16 protein-coding genes are annotated in these 16,735 nt (G+C 64.6%); 10 read left to right on the plus strand and 6 right to left on the minus strand.

From position 1 onward, the window contains the following. Positions 1 to 114: 114 nt before the first annotated feature. The 4 genes from GGD67_RS37980 to GGD67_RS37995 form a co-directional block, all read right to left on the minus strand. Entirely contained in the window at positions 115 to 1,188 is a 1,074-nt protein-coding gene (locus tag GGD67_RS37980) for a malate/lactate/ureidoglycolate dehydrogenase (RefSeq protein ID WP_092259512.1), read from the minus strand. Between the two features lie 148 nt (positions 1,189 to 1,336). After that, the gene (locus GGD67_RS37985; protein ID WP_179740042.1) at positions 1,337 to 2,248 is read right to left on the minus strand and encodes an NAD(P)-dependent oxidoreductase; all 912 of its coding nucleotides are present in this window, start codon (positions 2,246 to 2,248) and stop codon (positions 1,337 to 1,339) included. A gap of 12 nt (positions 2,249 to 2,260) precedes the next feature. Then, the gene (locus tag GGD67_RS37990; protein ID WP_179740043.1) at positions 2,261 to 3,511 is read right to left on the minus strand and encodes a Zn-dependent hydrolase; all 1,251 of its coding nucleotides are present in this window, start codon (positions 3,509 to 3,511) and stop codon (positions 2,261 to 2,263) included. 33 nt (positions 3,512 to 3,544) lie between these two features. Then, positions 3,545 to 4,462 carry a LysR family transcriptional regulator gene (locus GGD67_RS37995; RefSeq protein WP_018315615.1) on the minus strand — a complete coding sequence of 306 codons (918 nt, stop codon included), beginning with the start codon at positions 4,460 to 4,462 and terminating at the stop codon, positions 3,545 to 3,547. A gap of 119 nt (positions 4,463 to 4,581) precedes the next feature. Here GGD67_RS37995 and GGD67_RS38000 point away from each other — a divergent pair, with 119 nt between their 5' ends. The 6 genes from GGD67_RS38000 to GGD67_RS38025 all read left to right on the plus strand — a co-directional run bounded on the left by GGD67_RS38000 (position 4,582) and on the right by GGD67_RS38025 (position 10,160). Beyond that, a complete protein-coding gene (locus GGD67_RS38000; RefSeq protein WP_179740045.1) occupies positions 4,582 to 5,397 on the plus strand; it encodes a putative hydro-lyase in 816 nt (271 codons plus the stop codon). Positions 5,398 to 5,486: 89 nt separating this feature from the next. Continuing rightward, positions 5,487 to 6,731, plus strand: coding sequence for an ABC transporter substrate-binding protein (locus tag GGD67_RS38005; RefSeq protein ID WP_026201530.1), 1,245 nt, complete (start codon positions 5,487 to 5,489; stop codon positions 6,729 to 6,731). A gap of 196 nt (positions 6,732 to 6,927) precedes the next feature. Then, a complete protein-coding gene (locus GGD67_RS38010; protein WP_244550725.1) occupies positions 6,928 to 7,761 on the plus strand; it encodes a branched-chain amino acid ABC transporter permease in 834 nt (277 codons plus the stop codon). Then, entirely contained in the window at positions 7,761 to 8,744 is a 984-nt protein-coding gene (locus GGD67_RS38015; RefSeq protein ID WP_018315619.1) for a branched-chain amino acid ABC transporter permease, read from the plus strand. The genes GGD67_RS38010 and GGD67_RS38015 overlap by 1 nt, the downstream gene beginning before the upstream one ends. Further along, on the plus strand, positions 8,741 to 9,472 hold the full coding sequence (locus GGD67_RS38020) for an ABC transporter ATP-binding protein (RefSeq protein WP_018315620.1): 732 nt from the start codon (positions 8,741 to 8,743) through the stop codon (positions 9,470 to 9,472). Before GGD67_RS38015 ends, GGD67_RS38020 begins: the two co-directional genes overlap by 4 nt. Beyond that, positions 9,456 to 10,160 (plus strand): ABC transporter ATP-binding protein, encoded by a 705-nt coding sequence (locus GGD67_RS38025; protein WP_018315621.1) that lies wholly within the window; start codon positions 9,456 to 9,458, stop codon positions 10,158 to 10,160. The genes GGD67_RS38020 and GGD67_RS38025 overlap by 17 nt, the downstream gene beginning before the upstream one ends. Positions 10,161 to 10,176: 16 nt before the next feature. Here GGD67_RS38025 and GGD67_RS38030 read toward each other — a convergent pair whose 3' ends face one another. Next, positions 10,177 to 10,578, minus strand: a complete 402-nt coding sequence (locus GGD67_RS38030) for a hypothetical protein (protein WP_018315622.1) — start codon at positions 10,576 to 10,578, stop codon at positions 10,177 to 10,179. A gap of 385 nt (positions 10,579 to 10,963) precedes the next feature. Then, positions 10,964 to 11,650 carry an aldolase gene (locus tag GGD67_RS38035; protein WP_179740047.1) on the minus strand — a complete coding sequence of 229 codons (687 nt, stop codon included), beginning with the start codon at positions 11,648 to 11,650 and terminating at the stop codon, positions 10,964 to 10,966. 104 nt (positions 11,651 to 11,754) lie between these two features. Here GGD67_RS38035 and ltnD point away from each other — a divergent pair, with 104 nt between their 5' ends. From ltnD to GGD67_RS38055, 4 genes are all read left to right on the plus strand, one after another. Continuing rightward, entirely contained in the window at positions 11,755 to 12,672 is a 918-nt protein-coding gene (ltnD, locus tag GGD67_RS38040; RefSeq protein WP_018315624.1) for an L-threonate dehydrogenase, read from the plus strand. A gap of 14 nt (positions 12,673 to 12,686) precedes the next feature. Further along, on the plus strand, positions 12,687 to 13,469 hold the full coding sequence (otnI, locus tag GGD67_RS38045) for a 2-oxo-tetronate isomerase (RefSeq protein ID WP_018315625.1): 783 nt from the start codon (positions 12,687 to 12,689) through the stop codon (positions 13,467 to 13,469). Further along, positions 13,466 to 14,740 (plus strand): 3-oxo-tetronate kinase, encoded by a 1,275-nt coding sequence (gene otnK / locus GGD67_RS38050; RefSeq protein WP_179740049.1) that lies wholly within the window; start codon positions 13,466 to 13,468, stop codon positions 14,738 to 14,740. The genes otnI and otnK overlap by 4 nt, the downstream gene beginning before the upstream one ends. 167 nt (positions 14,741 to 14,907) lie before the next feature. Further along, positions 14,908 to 16,599 carry a methyl-accepting chemotaxis protein gene (locus GGD67_RS38055; protein ID WP_179740051.1) on the plus strand — a complete coding sequence of 564 codons (1,692 nt, stop codon included), beginning with the start codon at positions 14,908 to 14,910 and terminating at the stop codon, positions 16,597 to 16,599. Positions 16,600 to 16,735: the final 136 nt, after the last annotated feature.

A 16,735-nucleotide genomic window follows, 5' to 3' on the forward strand; every position in this document is an offset into this window, starting at 1 on the left:
CTCGCTGGCAATTGCCGTGACCGCGCCCCTCTCTCCTCATGTCCTCAGCCTCCAAGACCGATAACGCAACAGGCCCACAAGGGGAGAAGGGAAGAGAGGCTTGCCCCGCGCCTTTCAGCCAGCGATGTTCTCGATCGCGGCCTGATCCAGCCCGAACTTCTTCCCGGCCTCGATGATCTCCTGCCAGGTGGTCGGATCGACCGGAATGCCTTCGGCAAGGCGCTTCTCCTTGGTCTCGCGCTCGGGCTCGCCGGCGATTCTGACCTTGTCGACGCCTGGGGCAGGCGGCGAGCCGGTTTGCCAGGCAACAAAACTCTCGACTTCGCGCGCGAGGTTTTCGCCGGTGCCGAGCTTGCCGGGATCGATGACGATCGAGAGCATGCCGTTGAGGACGTTGTACTTGCCGTCGGAGGGGCCCTTGACCACCTGCCCGCCGGAGAGCGCGCCGCCGAGGATTTCGCACACGAGCGCGAGCCCCGAGCCCTTGTGCTCGCCGAACGGCAGGATCGCGCCATGCGGCGGGATCACGGTGTAGCGCGGGTTGGTGGTGGGCTTGCCTTCATTGTCGATGATGGTGCCTGGCTCCAGCGCGACGCCCTTGTTGTGGGCGACGCGGGTTTTGCCCTGCGCGATCCGGCTGGTGGCGAAGTCGAGCACGATCGGGTCCTTGCCGGCGCGCGGGATGCCGACGCAGAACGGGTTGGTGCCGTGGCGCGCATCGCTGCCGCCCCAGGGCGCCACGATCGGGCGGGAAATGACGTTGACGAAGTGGATCGAGACCAATCCGTGGTCGATGCACTGCTCAGCCCAGTGGCCGATGCGACCGATGTGATGCGAATTGGAGAGGCCGACGAGGCACACGCCGTTTCGCTTAGCGCGTTCGGCTGCCAGCTCCATGGCTTCATGACCGATCACCTGGCCGTAGCCGGTGAGGCCGTCGAGGGTGAGGAGCGGCCCCGTGTCGAGCACGATCTTGACGTGCGCGTTCACGGCGAGGCCACCATTGGTGACGCTCTGGACATAGCGCGGGATCATGCCGACGCCGTGGGAGTCATGGCCCTTGAGGTTGGCCTCGACCAGATTGGTGGCCACGAGCTCGGCTTCGCGGTCCGAAGACCCGCCGGCCTTGACGATGGCACGAATGGCGTTGGTGAGCGGCTCTGCCTTGATGGTGCGATAGTCGGCCATTGTTATTGCTCTTATCCTTTCACAATTTGGCGGGGAGCGTAGGGTGGGTTAGCCGAAGGCGTAACCCACCACTTCTGTCTCCGCGGAAACTAAAGAGGTGGGTTACGCCTCGCAGATGCGCTTCACGCACCTGCAAGGCTAACCCACCTTACGAATTCACGATCCGGCGGCAGTGCTCCCACGCCGCGCCAATCAGGTTCTCGCTCGCCTCCGGCGTGCGGAACGCCGAATGCGCCGACAGCGTCACGTTCGGCAGTTTCGTGAGCGGATGATCGCCGGGCAGAGGCTCGGTGTTGAAGACGTCGAGGCCGGCATGGCGCATGTGGCCCGATTTCAGCGCGTCGATCATCGCCTGCTCGTCGACGATCGCGGCGCGGGCGGTGTTCACGAAGATGACGCCCGGCTTCATCTTTGCGATCTTCTCGCGCGTGATCATGCCGCGCGTCTCGTCGTTGAGCAGCAGATGCAGCGACACGACGTCGCTCCTTGCCAGCACGCTGTCGAGATCGGTGAATTCCACGCCCGGATGGCTCTTCGGCGAGCGATTCCAGGCGATCACCTTCATGCCGCTGCCGGAGGCAATGCGCGCGACCTCGGCGGCGATGCCGCCGAAGCCGATCAGGCCGAGCGTCTTGCCGGTGAGCTGCATACCGTCTTCGCGCAGCCAGTTGCCGCCGCGCATCTCGCGATCCATCATCGCGATGACGCGGGCCGAGGCCCACATCAGCGCGATTGCGGATTCAGCGACCGCGGTGTCGCCATAGCCCTTGATCAGGTGCACGGAGATGCCGAGTTCTGCCAGCTCCTCCGGGTTCATGTAGCTGCGCGCGCCGGTGCCGAGGAACACGACGTGCTTCAGCCCCGCACATTTCTTCGCCACCTCGGTCGGCAGTGCGGTGTGATCGACGATGGCGATCTCGGCGCCGTCGAGGATTTCAGGGTATTGCTCGGGCTTGATATCTGGATCCCTGTGGATCCGCACCTTGGGATCCCCGGGCTTCTCCAGCCGTTCCATGATCACGGCAAGCGCTTCATTGGCGTCGACGAAAACTCCGCGCATGGCTCTCTCCGGTCAGGACGCGACGCTGGCGATCGCCAGCACGGTATGCATGAGAACGTTGGTGCCGGCAGTGCAGTCGCCCTGCGTGGCATCCTCCAGCTCGTTGTGGCTGATGCCGTCCTTGCAGGGCACGAACACCATCGCCGCCGGCATGATTGTGTTGAGGTTGCAGGCGTCGTGGCCGGCGCCGGAGGTGATGCGGCGCGAGGAATAACCGAGCGTCTTTGCCGCGTTCTCGACTGCCGAGATCAGCTTGGGATCGAAATGCGTCGGCGGCTTGCGCCAGACCAGGTCGATCTTGACCTCGACCTTGCGGCGCGCGGCGATCTCCGCAATCGCGGCGCGCAGATCGCGATCGAGCGCGTCCATGATGGCGCCGTCCGCGCTGCGGCAATCCATGGTGAAGGCGATCTCGCCGGGAATGACGTTGCGCGAGGGATTTGCGATCACGGCTTCGCCGATGGTGCCGACCGCGTTCGGCCCGTGCTTCTTCGCGATGGACTCCATCGCCAGCACGATCTCCGACAACGTCGCCAGCGCGTCGCGCCGCAGCGGCATCGGCGTCGATCCGGCATGGCTCTCGAAACCGGAGATCTTGCCGTCGTACCACAGCACGCCCTGGCCGGAATCGACCACGCCGATGGTCTTGCCTTCGGCCTCCAAAATCGGGCCCTGCTCGATATGCAGCTCGACGAAACAGCCGAGCTTCTGGAAGCCGACCGGCTTGTCGCCGCGATAGCCGATGCTGTCCAGCGCCTGGCCGACGGTCGTGCCCTCGGCGTCCTTGCGCGACAAAATGTCGTCGGTGGTGAAGTCGCCGACATAGGCGGCGGAGGCCATCATCGCGGGTGCGAAGCGCGAGCCTTCCTCGTTGGTCCAGTTGACGACGCAGATCGGCGCTTCGGTCTCGATGCCGGCATCGTTCAGCGTGCGGATCACTTCAAGTGCGCCGAGCGTGCCCAGAATGCCGTCATACTTGCCGCCGGTCGGCTGGGTGTCGAGATGCGAGCCGATGCCGACGGGCGGCTTCGACATGTCGCGGCCCTTGCGCAGGCCGAACTGTGAGCCGAGCGCGTCGGTGTGCACTTCGAGCCCGGCGTCCTCGCATGCCTTGCGGAACCAGTCGCGCACCAGCTTGTCTTCGCTGCTCAGTGTCAGCCGCCGCACGCCGCCTTTGGCCGTCGCGCCGAATTGCGCGGTCTCGTGGATGGAGCCCCAGAGGCGGGCGGAATCGATTTGCAGATTGGTGGCGGCTCGGCTCATGCGGTGGGGTCTCTCGATTGTCCGGCGCCTTTTTCAATGACGCGCCAGCGCGGGCGCGTCAACTGCGAGGCTGCTCTGCGCAATCTGCCGTGCAAGCTCGGCGACGCGCTCCACGGCGACGACGTCGGGCGAGGCGAGCCAGCTCGCGGTGAACGTCAGCGGTGCGATCGCAAGATCGGTGTCGAGCAGCTGCAGCCGCCCGTCGGCGAGCTCGTTCTCGACGATCGCGTCGGGGATCACGGCGACGCCGAGGCCTTCGACCGCCATGTGGATGACGGTCGCGAGCGATGCGGACGCGTGCAGCCGGATCGGCGGCAGCTCCGGCCGGTCGAACACCTCGCGCACGACCTCGTAAGGCTTGGTCTTGCGCGGGAAGGTGATGATCGGAAACCGCGCAAGCTCCGCCGGTGTCACCCGGCCTTTGCCGAGGCCGAGCGAAGGGCTTGCGAGGAAGCCGATCGGGTAATCGGCGAGCACGCGATTATGCACGCCGGACGCCGACAGCGGTCCGACCACGAAGGCAAGCTCGATCTCCTGCGCGAGCAGGCGCGCGGTGAGGTTGGGCGTGATGTCGACCTCGATCTCCAGCGACAGGTTCGGATAGACCTGGTTCACACTCTTCACGAGGCGCGGCAGCCAGGTGTGCACGATGGTCTCGGCGACGCCGAGCCGCATCACGCCCCGCATCGCCGAACGATCGCCGATCTCCGCCATCATCTGGGCGCGCAGGCCGATCAGCTTCTCCGCATAGACCATCATCTGCCGGCCGCTCGGTGTCGGCGAGGCGACGCGGTGGTCGCGGTTGAGGAGCTTCACGCCCATCTCGCGCTCGAGCTGGGCAATGCGCTGGGAGATCGCCGGCTGGGTCGTGTTGAGCCGTGCTGCGGCGCCACGGAAGCTGCCAAGCTTTACGACCCAGAGAAAAGTCTCGATCGACCTGAAGTCCAGCATTGGAAGGATTTTCCTCGTCGATAAAATGAATTTATCGATATCGATTAGAAAGGACGATTAGACTTTATAGCACGCTTGGTGTTGGCTGTCTTTGTCGAGTTTATAGGCAGGTCGATTACATGACTGTTTTGGTGGCAGTGCAGCAAACTGAAACGCCCGACGCCCTTCCGAGCCGCAAGGCGCGGCTTGCCTATCGGCAAGGGCTGGTCGCCTCCACCGCCGGCGTCGCCCCCGGCTTCGTCCAGGGCAATCTGGCGATCCTGCCGGCGGAATATGCCAGCGCCTTTCATCGCTTCTGCCAGCTCAATCCGAAGCCGTGCCCGATCATCGGCATGTCCGATGTCGGCAGTCCTTTCGTCCCTTCGCTCGGCGTCGATCTGGACATCCGTACCGACGTGCCGCGCTACCGGGTCTGGCGCGACGGCGAGGTCGTCGACGAGCCGACCGATGTGACGAAGCATTGGCGCGATGATCTCGTGACCTTCGTGCTCGGCTGCTCCTTCTCGTTCGAGGAAGCCTTGCTCGACGAGGGCATGCCGATCCGGCACATCGAGCGCAATGTGCGCGTGCCGATGTATCGTACCAACATCGCCTGCGGCGAGGCCGGTCCGTTCGCCGGTCCCATGGTGGTCTCGATGCGTCCGTTCAAGCCGGCGGATGCGATCCGCGCGGTGCAGATCACCTCGCGCTATCCCGCCGTGCACGGCGCGCCCGTCCATCTCGGCCATCCGCATCTGATCGGCATCAAGGACATCGCCAAGCCGGACTACGGCGATCCGGTGCCGGTCGCCGACGACGAGATTCCGGTGTTCTGGGCCTGCGGCGTGACGCCGCAATCGGTGATCAACGCCGCCAAGCTTCCGTTCGCGATCACGCATTCGCCCGGCCTGATGCTGGTGACGGATCTCAAGAACAGGACCATGGCCGTGATTTAGTGGGCAGCGTTTGCTGCTTCTTCGGGCTTTACCGCATCCATCAATCGCTTCATCCGATCAGACGAAATACAGTAACAGGGGACTTTGCCATGACGATCACTCGCCGCGACGTGTTGTTGGGAGCCACCGCGACCGCTGCACTTGTGCCGCTGGCGGCGCGCGCACAGACTTCGGAAGTCGTGATCGGCGTCATCTATCCGTTCTCCGGCGGCAGCGCGCAGCAGGGCGTCGACGCGCAGAAGGCCTATGAGACCGCGCTCGAGGTCATCAACAAGGACACCGATTTCGACCTGCCGCTGGCGAAGGGCGAGGGCCTGCCGGGCCTCGGCGGCGCCAAAGTCCGCCTCGTGTTCGCCGATCACCAGGCCGATCCGCAGAAGGGCCGCGCCGAAGCCGAGCGCCTGATCACGCAGGAGAAGGTCTCCGCCATCATCGGCACCTATCAGAGCGCCGTCGCCGTCACCGTCAGCCAGATCTGCGAGCGCTACCAGGTCCCGTTCGTGTCCGCCGACAACTCCTCGCCGAGCCTGCATCGCCGCGGCCTGAAGTATTATTTCCGCGCCGCGCCGCATGATGAGATGTATTCGGCCGCGATGTTCGACTTCTTCGACGCCATGAAGAAGAAGGGCACCAAGATCGAGACGCTGTCGCTGTTTCACGAGGACACGATCTTCGGCACCGATTCCGGCAACGCCCAGGCCAAGATCGCCGGCGAGCGCGCCTACAAGATCGTCACCGACATCAAGTATCGCGCCAACTCGCCCTCGCTCTCGGCCGAAGTGCAGCAGCTCAAGTCTGCGAATGCCGACGTGCTGATGCCCTCGAGCTACACCACCGACGGCATCCTCCTGGTCAAGACCATGGCCGAGCTCGGTTACAAGCCGAACGCGATCGTGGCGCAGGACGCCGGCTTCTCCGAGAAGGCGCTGTACGATGCCGTCGGCGACAAGCTCGAAGGCGTGATTTCGCGCGGCACGTTCTCGCTCGACCTCGCGCAGAAGCGCCCGATGGTCGGCAAGATCAACGAGATGTTCAAGACGCGGTCGGGCAAGGACTTCAACGACCTCACCTCGCGCCAGTTCATGGGCCTGATCATCCTTGCCGACGCCATCAGCCGCGCCAAGTCGACCGACGGCGAGAAGATCCGTGATGCGCTGGCCGCGACCGACATCCCGGGCGAGCAGACCATCATGCCCTGGAAGCGCGTCAAGTTCGACGAGATGGGCCAGAACAACGACGCCGACCCGGTTCTGCTGCAGTATATCGGCGGCAAGTTCGTCACCATCTTCCCGCCGCAGGCCGCGATCGCGGAAGCGGTCTGGCCGATGAAGTAAGACTGGGACGCGGGAGCTCAGATGCAGCTCCCGCCCTCATCCTGAGAAGCGGGCGTAGCCCGCGTCTCGAAGGACGAGGGCTGGGCCATCCTTCGAGACGCGCGCCTGTGCGCGCTCCTCGGGATGAGGATCTATTTCGGGGGACAGACTTTTGACAGCCCAAGCCATTATCCAGAGTCTTGCCAGCGGCCTCCTGATGGGCCTGCTGTACGGACTGATCGCGGTCGGCCTCGCGCTGATCTTCGGCCTGATGGACGTCACGAACTTCGCCCATGGCGAGTTCCTGATGATCGCGATGTATCTGTCCTTCTTCCTGTTCGCCTTCTTCGCGATCGACCCCTTGCTGTCGGCGCCGTTGGTCGCCGCGGCGCTCTTTATCTTCGGAGCGGTGATCTACCTGCTCATTGTTCGCTTTGCCATGCGGGCCAAGGCCAACGCCGGCATGGTGCAGATCTTCACCACCTTCGGCCTTGCCATCGTGATGCGGGGTCTGGCGCAGTTCTTCTTCACGCCTGATTATCGCAGCATTCCGCAATCCTGGCTCGGCGGCAAAACCATCTCGGTCGCCGGCATCTTCCTGCCGGAGCCGCAGCTGGTCGGCGCGCTGGTCTCGATCCTCGCTTTTGCCGGCCTCTACTTCTTCATCCACCGCACCGATTTCGGCCGCGCGCTGGAAGCCACCCGCGAAGATCCCGGAGCGGTCGCGCTGGTCGGCATCGACAAGAACCGCGTGTTTGCGTTCGGCTGGGGCCTCGGTGCCGCGCTGGTCGGTCTCGCCGGAGCGATCATGGCGAGCTTCTTCTATATCTATCCCGATGTCGGCGCGTCCTTTGCGCTGATCGCCTATGTTACGGTGGCGCTCGGCGGCTTCGGCAGCGTGTTCGGCGCCTTTGCCGGTGGCATCATCGTCGGCCTCGTCGAGGCGGTCACCGCGCTGGTGCTGCCGCCGTCGCTGAAATCGGTCGGCATCTACGCGGTTTACTTGCTGGTCGTCTTCATCCGGCCGCGCGGCCTGTTCGGATCGATCTGATGGACAAGGATTTTGCAGCGCGGCGCCGCCGCGACCTCATCATCGCCGCGGTGCTCGCCGTGATTGCCGCGCTGACACCATTGTTCGTGAAGGACGTCGTCGTCCAGAACATCCTGATCCTGACGCTGATGTATGCGGGCCTGTCGCAGAGCTGGAACATCCTGTCCGGCTATTGCGGGCAGATCTCGCTCGGCCACGCGCTGTATTTCGGCCTGGGTGCCTACACCACCGAGCTGCTGTTCACGAAGTTCGGCGTGCTGCCCTGGTTCGGCATGCTGGCGGGCGGCGTGGTGTCGGCGCTGATCGCGATGGGGCTCGGTTATCCTTTCTTCCGCCTGCGCGGCCATTACTTCGTGATCGCCACCATCGTCATCGCCGAGATCGGCTTGCTTCTGTTCCACAACTGGGAATGGGCCGGCGCCGCGATGGGCATCACCATCCCGATCCGCGGCGACAGCTGGCTGAAATTCCAGTTCCTGCGCACCAAGCTGCCGTACTTCTATTTCGCGCTGGCGCTGTGCTGCCTCGCCTGGTTCGTCACCTGGTGGCTGGAGAACTCCAAATGGGGATTTTGGTGGCGGGCGGTGAAGGACAATCCGGAGGCGGCCGAAAGCCTCGGTGTCGACGTCTTCAATTCCAAGATGGGCGCGGCCGCCGTCTCCGCCTTCCTGGTCGCGGTGGGTGGCAGCTTCTATGCCCAGTTCGTCTCCTACATCGATCCTGAAAGCGTCATGGGCTTCCAGTTTTCGCTCTTGATGGCGCTGCCCGCCGTGCTCGGCGGCATCGGCACCCTGTGGGGCCCGGTGCTCGGCGCCGCCATTCTGATCCCGCTGACGGAGCTGACCCGCTTCAAGTTCGGCGGCTCCGGGCGCGGCGTCGACCTCATCGTCTATGGCACGCTGATCGTCCTGATCTCGCTGGCCTTGCCGCGGGGACTGCTCAGCCTGTTCTCACGCCCGAAGAAGACGGGGGCCGCACGATGACCGCGCTTCTTGAAACCCGCGGCGTCTGGCAGCGGTTCGGCGGCCTCGTCGCCAACAGCGACGTCTCGATCTCGGTTGGCCGCGGCGAGATCGTCGGCCTGATCGGCCCGAACGGCGCCGGCAAGTCGACGCTGTTCAATCTCATCGCCGGCGTTCTGCCGCCGACGCAAGGCTCGATTCTATTCGACGGCGAGGACGTCACCCACATGCCGGCGGCCGAGCGCTGCCAGCGCGGGGTGGGGCGCACCTTCCAGGTGGTCAAGAGCTTCGAGACCATGACTGTCATCGACAACGTCATCGTCGGTGCGCTCGTGCGCAACACCGTGATGCGCGAGGCCCGCCGCAAGGCGCATGAGGTGTTGGAATTCACCGGCCTTGCCGCGCGTGCCGACGTGCTCGCGAGCGACCTCGTGCCGGCCGAGAAACGCCGGCTCGAAGTCGCCCGTGCGCTCGCGACCGAGCCGAAACTGCTGCTGCTCGACGAAGTCCTCACCGGCCTGACGCCGACCGAGGCGCAGACCGGTGTCGCGCTGGTGCGCAAGGTGCGCGATGCCGGCATCACCGTGTTGATGGTCGAGCATGTCATGGAAATCGTGATGCCGTTGGTCGACCGCGCCATCGTGCTCGATCTCGGCAAGGTGCTGGTCGAGGGCAAGCCCGCCGATGTCGTTCGCGATCCCAAGGTGATCAGCGCATATCTGGGAGATCGTCATGCTGTCGGTGCGTGAAGTCACGACCGCCTATCAGGGCCTGGTCGCGATCTCCTCGATCTCGATCGAGGTTCAGAAGGGCGAGATCGTCTGCGTCGCCGGCGCCAATGGCGCGGGCAAGTCGACGCTGCTCAAATCCATCGCCGGTGCCGAGCGTCCGCGTTCGGGCACCGTGACGTTCGACGGCAAGCGCCTCGACGGCATGGCGCAGCACCACATCACCGCGACCGGCATTGCCTATGTGCCGGAGAATCGCCGCCTGTTCCCGCGCCTGTCGGTGCGCGACAATCTGCGTCTCGGCAGCTATCTCTACCGTGGCGAGGCGAACCGCGAAGGACCGCTCGATCTCGTCTTCCAGCTGTTTCCACGCCTGGCTGAACGCCTGGAGCAGCGTGCCGAAACGCTCAGCGGCGGCGAGCAGCAGATGCTGGCGATCGGCCGCGCACTGATGACGCGCCCGCGCCTGTTGATGCTGGACGAGCCCTCGCAGGGCATCATGCCGAAACTGGTCGACGAGATTTTTCAGGCCGTAAAGCGCATCCGCGATGCCGGCATGACCGTTCTGATCGTCGAGCAGCGCATGGCCGAGTGCCTGGAGATCGCCGACCGCGCCTACATCCTGCAAACCGGCCGCGTGCTGATGCAGGGCCCCGCGGCCGAGATCAGGGGCAATCCCGACGTGAGGAAGGCGTATCTCGGATTGTAGCCGCTCGCTACGATCCCTATCCTGATTGTTTCTTGTTCCGGTTCTTGCTTGCGCCACGCAGCGTCGGCGCTGGTGCCGAGGGTTGCCCGAAGCCATTCATCTGAATGCAAGAGAGCAGGTCGACATAGCTTTCGATTCCACCGGCGGAGGCCTCGGTGTAGCATTGGATGCGAATTGTCTCCGGCGTTGTCGTCCAGATGGACCCGAGCTGTTGCTGTGCGGTCTGCTCGTCGCTCATGCAGGCCTCGTAGGACTGCGGCTCGGTCAGCGACTTGTCGATCTCCTGAGTTGCCTTGCAGTTGGCCTCGACCTTGAGATCGGGGACGCCGCCGCGCCCGGACGTCTGGGCGTTTGCGGAAAGTGACAAGACAATAAAGCAGGCGGCAGAGAGGAAGGCGCAGGATACTTTGAAATCCATGACAATTCTCCCAGCGATCGATGAAACAACTCCTTCAGTCAATTACAGGGGGATCATGTGCTCGCGATCCCGGCAATGCAAATCAATTCCGGCAGTGTCAGACGGTGTCGTAGCCCGGATGAGCAAAGCGATATCCAAGGCCCTGGTCCCGCATATCGCTTTGCTCATGCGGGCTACGATCGTCTCGTTCCACGATCTCTGCCGTCATCCTGAGGTGCGCGCTCTTGCGCGCCTCGAAGGATGGGCCGCGAGCGCCTGTAGCCCATCCTTCGAGGCTTCACCTTGCGATGCGAATGCATCGCAAGGCTCGCACCTCAGGATGACGTCGGTGGGTGTGGCGGGCGGCCGTCGCCATATTCTCCGCAATGACGAGGTGAGAGCCGGGCTAATGCCCGTGCCCATGCTCCGGCAGCGTCACCCCGAACACCTTCACCAGATCGGCCACCTGCTCCGGCGACAGATAGCGCGGGTTCATCCCGCGCAGCAGCAGGTACAGCTTCGCCGTCTCCTCCAGCTCCTCCGTCGCGAACACCGCGGCCTCCAGCGTGTCGCCGGCAACCACCGGGCCGTGATTGGCGAGCAGCACCGATGAATATTTCCCCGCCAGGCCCTTGATCGCATCGGCGACCGCGGGATCGCCGGGGCGGTAGTACGGCACGAGCGCGGTGGCGCCGCATTTCATCAGATAATAGGCCGTCATCGGTGGCAGCGCGGCGCGCGGGTCGATCTCGGGCAACATCGAGAGCGCGACCGAGTGTGTCGAATGCAGATGCACGATGGCGCGTGCACTGCCGCGCGTGTCATAGAGCGCGGTGTGCAGCGGAACTTCCTTGGTCGGGGCATCGCCCGACACCAGCTGGCCGTTCTCGTCGAGCCGCGACAGCTTCGCAGGATCGAGGAAGCCGAGCGAGGCATTGGTCGGCGTCACCAGCCAGCCGCCGCCGTCCAGCCGGACGCTGATATTGCCGGAGGAGCCGGGCGTCAGCCCGCGCTCGAACAGGGACCGTCCGAAGCGGCAGATATCCTCGCGCAGCCTTGTCTCGTTGCTCGTTTCGGTTCTCATGGCCGTCATGCCCGCTTGTCTCACGCTTTGGCAGCGCGGCCAAGCCGTGATATCGGTTCGCCGAGCCGCCGCAAAAGCCGGCCGTCCGGGAAACGTTCGCAAGGGTTAGTTGCATGTCCGCCTCCACGTCACAAAATCAGCGCATCGCGGTCATCGGGCTCGGCTCGATGGGGTTTGGCATGGCGACCTCGCTGAAGCGCGCCGGTCACGCCGTCACCGGCTGCGACGTTTCGGCCGAGGCGGTGGCGCGTTTCGTGAAGGATGGCGGTGCGGGTGCCAAAACGCCGGCCGAGGCGGCCAAGGGCGCGGACATCGTCGTCAGCGTCGTCGTCAATGCCGCGCAGACGGAAGCCGTCCTGTTCGGCAAGGATGGGGCCGCCGAGACCATGCCCGAAGGCAGCGTCTTCGTATCCTCCGCCACGATGGACCCGGACGTGGCGCGACGTCTTGCCAAGCAGCTGGAGGCAACCGGCCGGCATTATCTGGATGCTCCGATTTCCGGCGGAGCGCAGCGCGCCGCGCAAGGCGAGCTGACGATCCTCGCCTCCGGCAGTCCCACAGCGTTCGCGAAGGCACGGCCCGCGCTCGATGCCATGGCCGCGAAGCTCTACGAGCTCGGCGATGCCGCAGGCCAGGGTGCCGCCTTCAAGATGATTAACCAGCTGCTCGCCGGCGTGCACATCGCCGCCGCCTCGGAGGCGATGGCATTCGCCGCCAAGCAGGGTCTCGACATCCGCAAGGTCTATGAGGTGATCACGGCCTCCGCCGGCAATTCCTGGATGTTCGAGAACCGCATGCCGCACGTGCTGGACGGCGACTACACACCGCGCAGCGCGGTCGAGATCTTCGTCAAGGATCTCGGCATCATCCAGGACATGGCGCGCAGTGCCAGGTTCCCGGTGCCGGTCTCCGCTGCCGCACTCCAGATGTTTCTGATGACATCAGCCGCCGGCATGGGTCGGGACGACGACGCCTCGGTGGCGCGGATGTATGCGCAGGTCACCGGCGTCAAGCTGCCCGGCGACAAGTAACGAAGAGGACTCCAATGCCCCGTTTCGCCGCCAATCTCTCGATGATGTTCACCGAGGTGCCGTTCCTCGATCGCTTCGATGCCGCCGCTTCAGCCGGCTTCACTGCGGTCGAGTTTCTCTTTCCCTATGAGCATCCCGCCGAGGCGGTCGGCGAGCGCCTCAAGCGCAACGGCCTGACCCAGGCGCTGTTCAATCTGCCGCCGGGCGACTGGAACGCCGGCGAGAAGGGTTTTGCGGCGCTCCCCTCGCGCTTCTCCGATCTCAAGACGGGCCTGGAGACGGCGCTGCCTTACGCCAAGGCGACCGGCGTCAAGCGCCTGCACCTGATGGCCGGCATCGCCAACCGCGGCGAGCGCGTCGCGATCGAGGCGTTCTACAAATCGGTGGCATGGGCTGCGGAGTTCTTCGCCCCGCACGGCATCGACATCGTGCTCGAGCCGATCAATGCGCGCAACGTGCCCGGCTACTTTCTCAACGATTTCGGCTTCGCGCGCGATCTGATCCAGGAGCTGAGGCTTCCGAACCTCAAGCTCCAGTTCGACATCTATCACTGCCAGATCATCCATGGCGACGTCACGATGCGGCTGCGCGAGATGATGCCGATTATCGGCCATATCCAGATCGCCAGCATCCCCTCGCGTAACGAGCCTGACGGGGAGGAGCTGAACTATCCGTTCCTGTTCGAAGAGCTCGACCGGCTCGGCTATGCCGGCTTCGTCGGCTGCGAGTACAATCCGCGCGGCAAGACCACCGATGGCCTTGCCTGGTTCAAGCCTTATGCAGGAGTGAAGCCGTGACACTTGCGTTGGGCTGCATCGCCGACGACTACACCGGCGCTTCCGATCTCGCCAACACGCTGACACGCGCGGGCCTGCGCACCGTGCAGACCATCGGCGTGCCCGCGGACGATCTCGCACTGCCCGAGGTCGATGCCGTCGTGGTGTCGCTGAAGAGCCGCTCGATCGAGGCCGGCCTTGCCGTGTCGCGTTCGCGCGCGGCGGATCAGTGGCTGCGCGGCCGCGGCGCCGGCCACGTGCTGTTCAAGATCTGCTCGACCTTCGATTCCACCGTTTCAGGCAATATCGGTCCGGTGATGGACGCGCTGCGCGCCGATAGCGGCGAAGGTGCCGTGCTGGTGACGCCGGCGTTCCCGGAGACCGGCCGCACCGTCTACCAGGGCAACCTTTTTGTCGGCGCGGTGCCATTGAATGAGAGCCCACTGAAGGACCATCCGCTCAACCCGATGCATGATTCCAACCTGGTGCGCGTGCTGGCGCGCCAGAGCGGGACGCAAATCGGTCTCGTCGATCTCGCCACCGTCACGCGCGGCGCAGATGCCGTGCGGGCACGGCTGGCCGAGCTGGCGGGCAAGGGCATCGGCGCGGCCATCATCGACGCGGTCTTCGATCGCGACCTCGAGACCATCGGCCTCGTCGCCGCCGAACATCGGCTGTCGGTCGGCGCCTCCGGCATCGGCCTCGGGCTCGCGCGTGCGCTGGTGTCGACGGGTAAAGTCAAATCGGCCAGGGCGAACGGCGAGACCGGCGCTGCCGTCGGTGGACCGGCGGCCTGCCTCGCCGGAAGCTGCTCTCAGGCGACGCTTCAGCAGATCGCCAACGCCGAGCGCGTCATGCCGGTGCTTCATCTCGATCCAGACCGTATCATTACGGGGGCCGGCGAAGCACAGCGTGCGTTGGACTGGGCAAGGCCGCGGCTTGCGGAAGGTCCGGTGCTGATCGCCTCGAGCGCGACGCCCGATCAGGTCGCCGCGCTGCAGGCGCGGCACGGCCGCGACGCAGCCGGCCATGCGATCGAGCAGACCATGGCCGACATCGCGGAGAGCCTCGTGAAATCAGGGGTGCGGCGACTGATCGTTGCCGGCGGCGAGACCTCCGGTGCGGTGGTCGATCGGTTGAAGATTCCCGGATTTCTCGTCGGAGTGGAAATCGCGGCAGGTGTCCCGGTGCTGCATGCGGTGGGCGCGCAAGGGGACATGCTGCTCGCTCTGAAGTCCGGAAACTTCGGCGGCGCTGAATTTTTCTCCGACGCGCTTAGGCTCATGCGCTGAGCGCAGAGCATTTTAGCGACGTGTTCATCTCTTTGAGGCTCCGTACTCGTACGGAGTCGTAGTTAACATCTGCGCAGGTGCTCTGGTGTTGGATGTTGGTGCCGCTCCCTTTGGTTGATTCGTAAAACTTCCGGACGCGCACCGCGCCAGCACAAAGAGACCCGATTATGCTTGCCACCATTTCCATCCGCGCCAAGATCATCAGTGTCGTGGCGTTCCTGCTTGTCGCAATGGCCGGCATGGGTCTCCTGGCCGTCATGAAAATGCGGTCGATGAACGCCAACACCATCGACATCACCACGAACTGGATGCCCAGTGTGCGGGTGCTCGGCGAACTTCGGGCGAGCGTCATTACCTATCGCAACGTGGTCCGCCAGCACATGCTGTCCGAAACGCTGGACGAGAAGCTCGCCAACGAGAAGACGGGTGTGACGGTGATCGAAGCGCTGGCCAAGATCCGCAGCCGGTACGAGGCAATGATCACCTCGCCGGAGGAGCGGGCGCTCTACAACCAGTGGTCAAAACTCTGGGACGACTACAAGAAGGGCACCGAGGAGGTGATGGCGCTCTCGCGCAAGGAGGCCGGCAAGGTCCCGCACGAAGCGCAGGAGCTGAATACCAAGACCGTCAACAAGATCGGTCTTGCGTCGGATGAGGTCCTGATGAAGGACATCGAGCTCAACACCAAGGGCGGCGATCAGGCGGCACAGGATGCTGCGGACAGTTATTCTTATGCTTTCATGCTGGTCTCGATCATTCTCGGCGCCGCCGTCATCATCGGCATCGGCGTCGGCTTCTATCTCGTCCAGGACGTCTCGAAGGGCATCAACTCGATCATCGAGCCGATGCAGGCGCTGGGCAGGGGCGACCTGTCCGCCGAGGTCCCGCACCGGGGCGATAAGACCGAGATCGGCGCCATGGCTGACGTGCTCCAGATCTTCAAGGAGGCGCTGATCGCCAAGAAGGCCGCCGACGAGGCAGCGGCCGCGGATGCCGAAGCCAAGATCGAGCGTGGCCGCCGCGTCGACAACATCACCCGCGAATTCGAAACCATGATCGGCGAGATCGTCCAGACCGTGTCGTCGGCCTCGACCCAGTTAGAGGCCTCCGCCTCGACGCTGACTTCGACCGCCGACCGTTCGCAGCGGCTGGCGACCACCGTTGCCGGCGCTTCGGAGGAAGCCTCGACCAACGTGCAGTCGGTGGCTTCGGCGACCGAGGAGATGGCTTCGTCGGTCGGCGAGATCAGCCGTCAGGTGCAGGAATCGGCTCGGATGGCGGGCGATGCCGTCGGCCAGGCGCGCGCCACCACCGAGCGCGTCAGCGAGTTGTCCAAGGCGGCGTCCCGCATCGGCGATGTCGTCGAGCTGATCAACACCATCGCCGGCCAGACCAATCTGCTGGCGCTGAACGCCACCATCGAAGCCGCACGTGCCGGTGAAGCTGGCCGCGGCTTCGCCGTGGTGGCCTCCGAGGTGAAGGCGCTCGCCGAGCAGACCGCCAAGGCGACCGGCGAGATCGGTCAGCAGATCTCCGGCATCCAGGCGGCGACCAACGACTCCGTCGGCGCCATCAAGGAAATCTCCTCGACCATCGAGCGCCTCTCGGAGATCTCGTCGGCGATTGCAGCGGCGGTGGAAGAGCAGGGCGCAGCGACGCAGGAGATCGCCCGCAATGTGCAGCAGGCCGCGCAGGGCACCCAGCAGGTCTCCTCCAACATCACCGACGTGCAGCGCGGCGCGACCGAGACCGGCACGGCCTCCTCGCAGGTGCTGTCGGCGGCGCAAATGCTGTCGAACGATTCGGGGCGGCTGAAGAATGAGGTCAGCAAGTTCCTGACCAACGTCCGCGCGGCGTAAGTTCTCGCACACAGCTATCCCTCCAGGAACGAGCGGCGCCAAAAGCGCCGCTCGTTTTCTTTTTCTGCCGGTAGCATGATCTCGCCTAAAGGTAGCATCATGGGGAAGCACCCGTAGGAGCACGGGGTTCCCCTTT

This window comes from Bradyrhizobium sp. IAR9 (assembly GCF_013408065.1).
Lineage (GTDB): Bacteria > Pseudomonadota > Alphaproteobacteria > Rhizobiales > Xanthobacteraceae > Bradyrhizobium.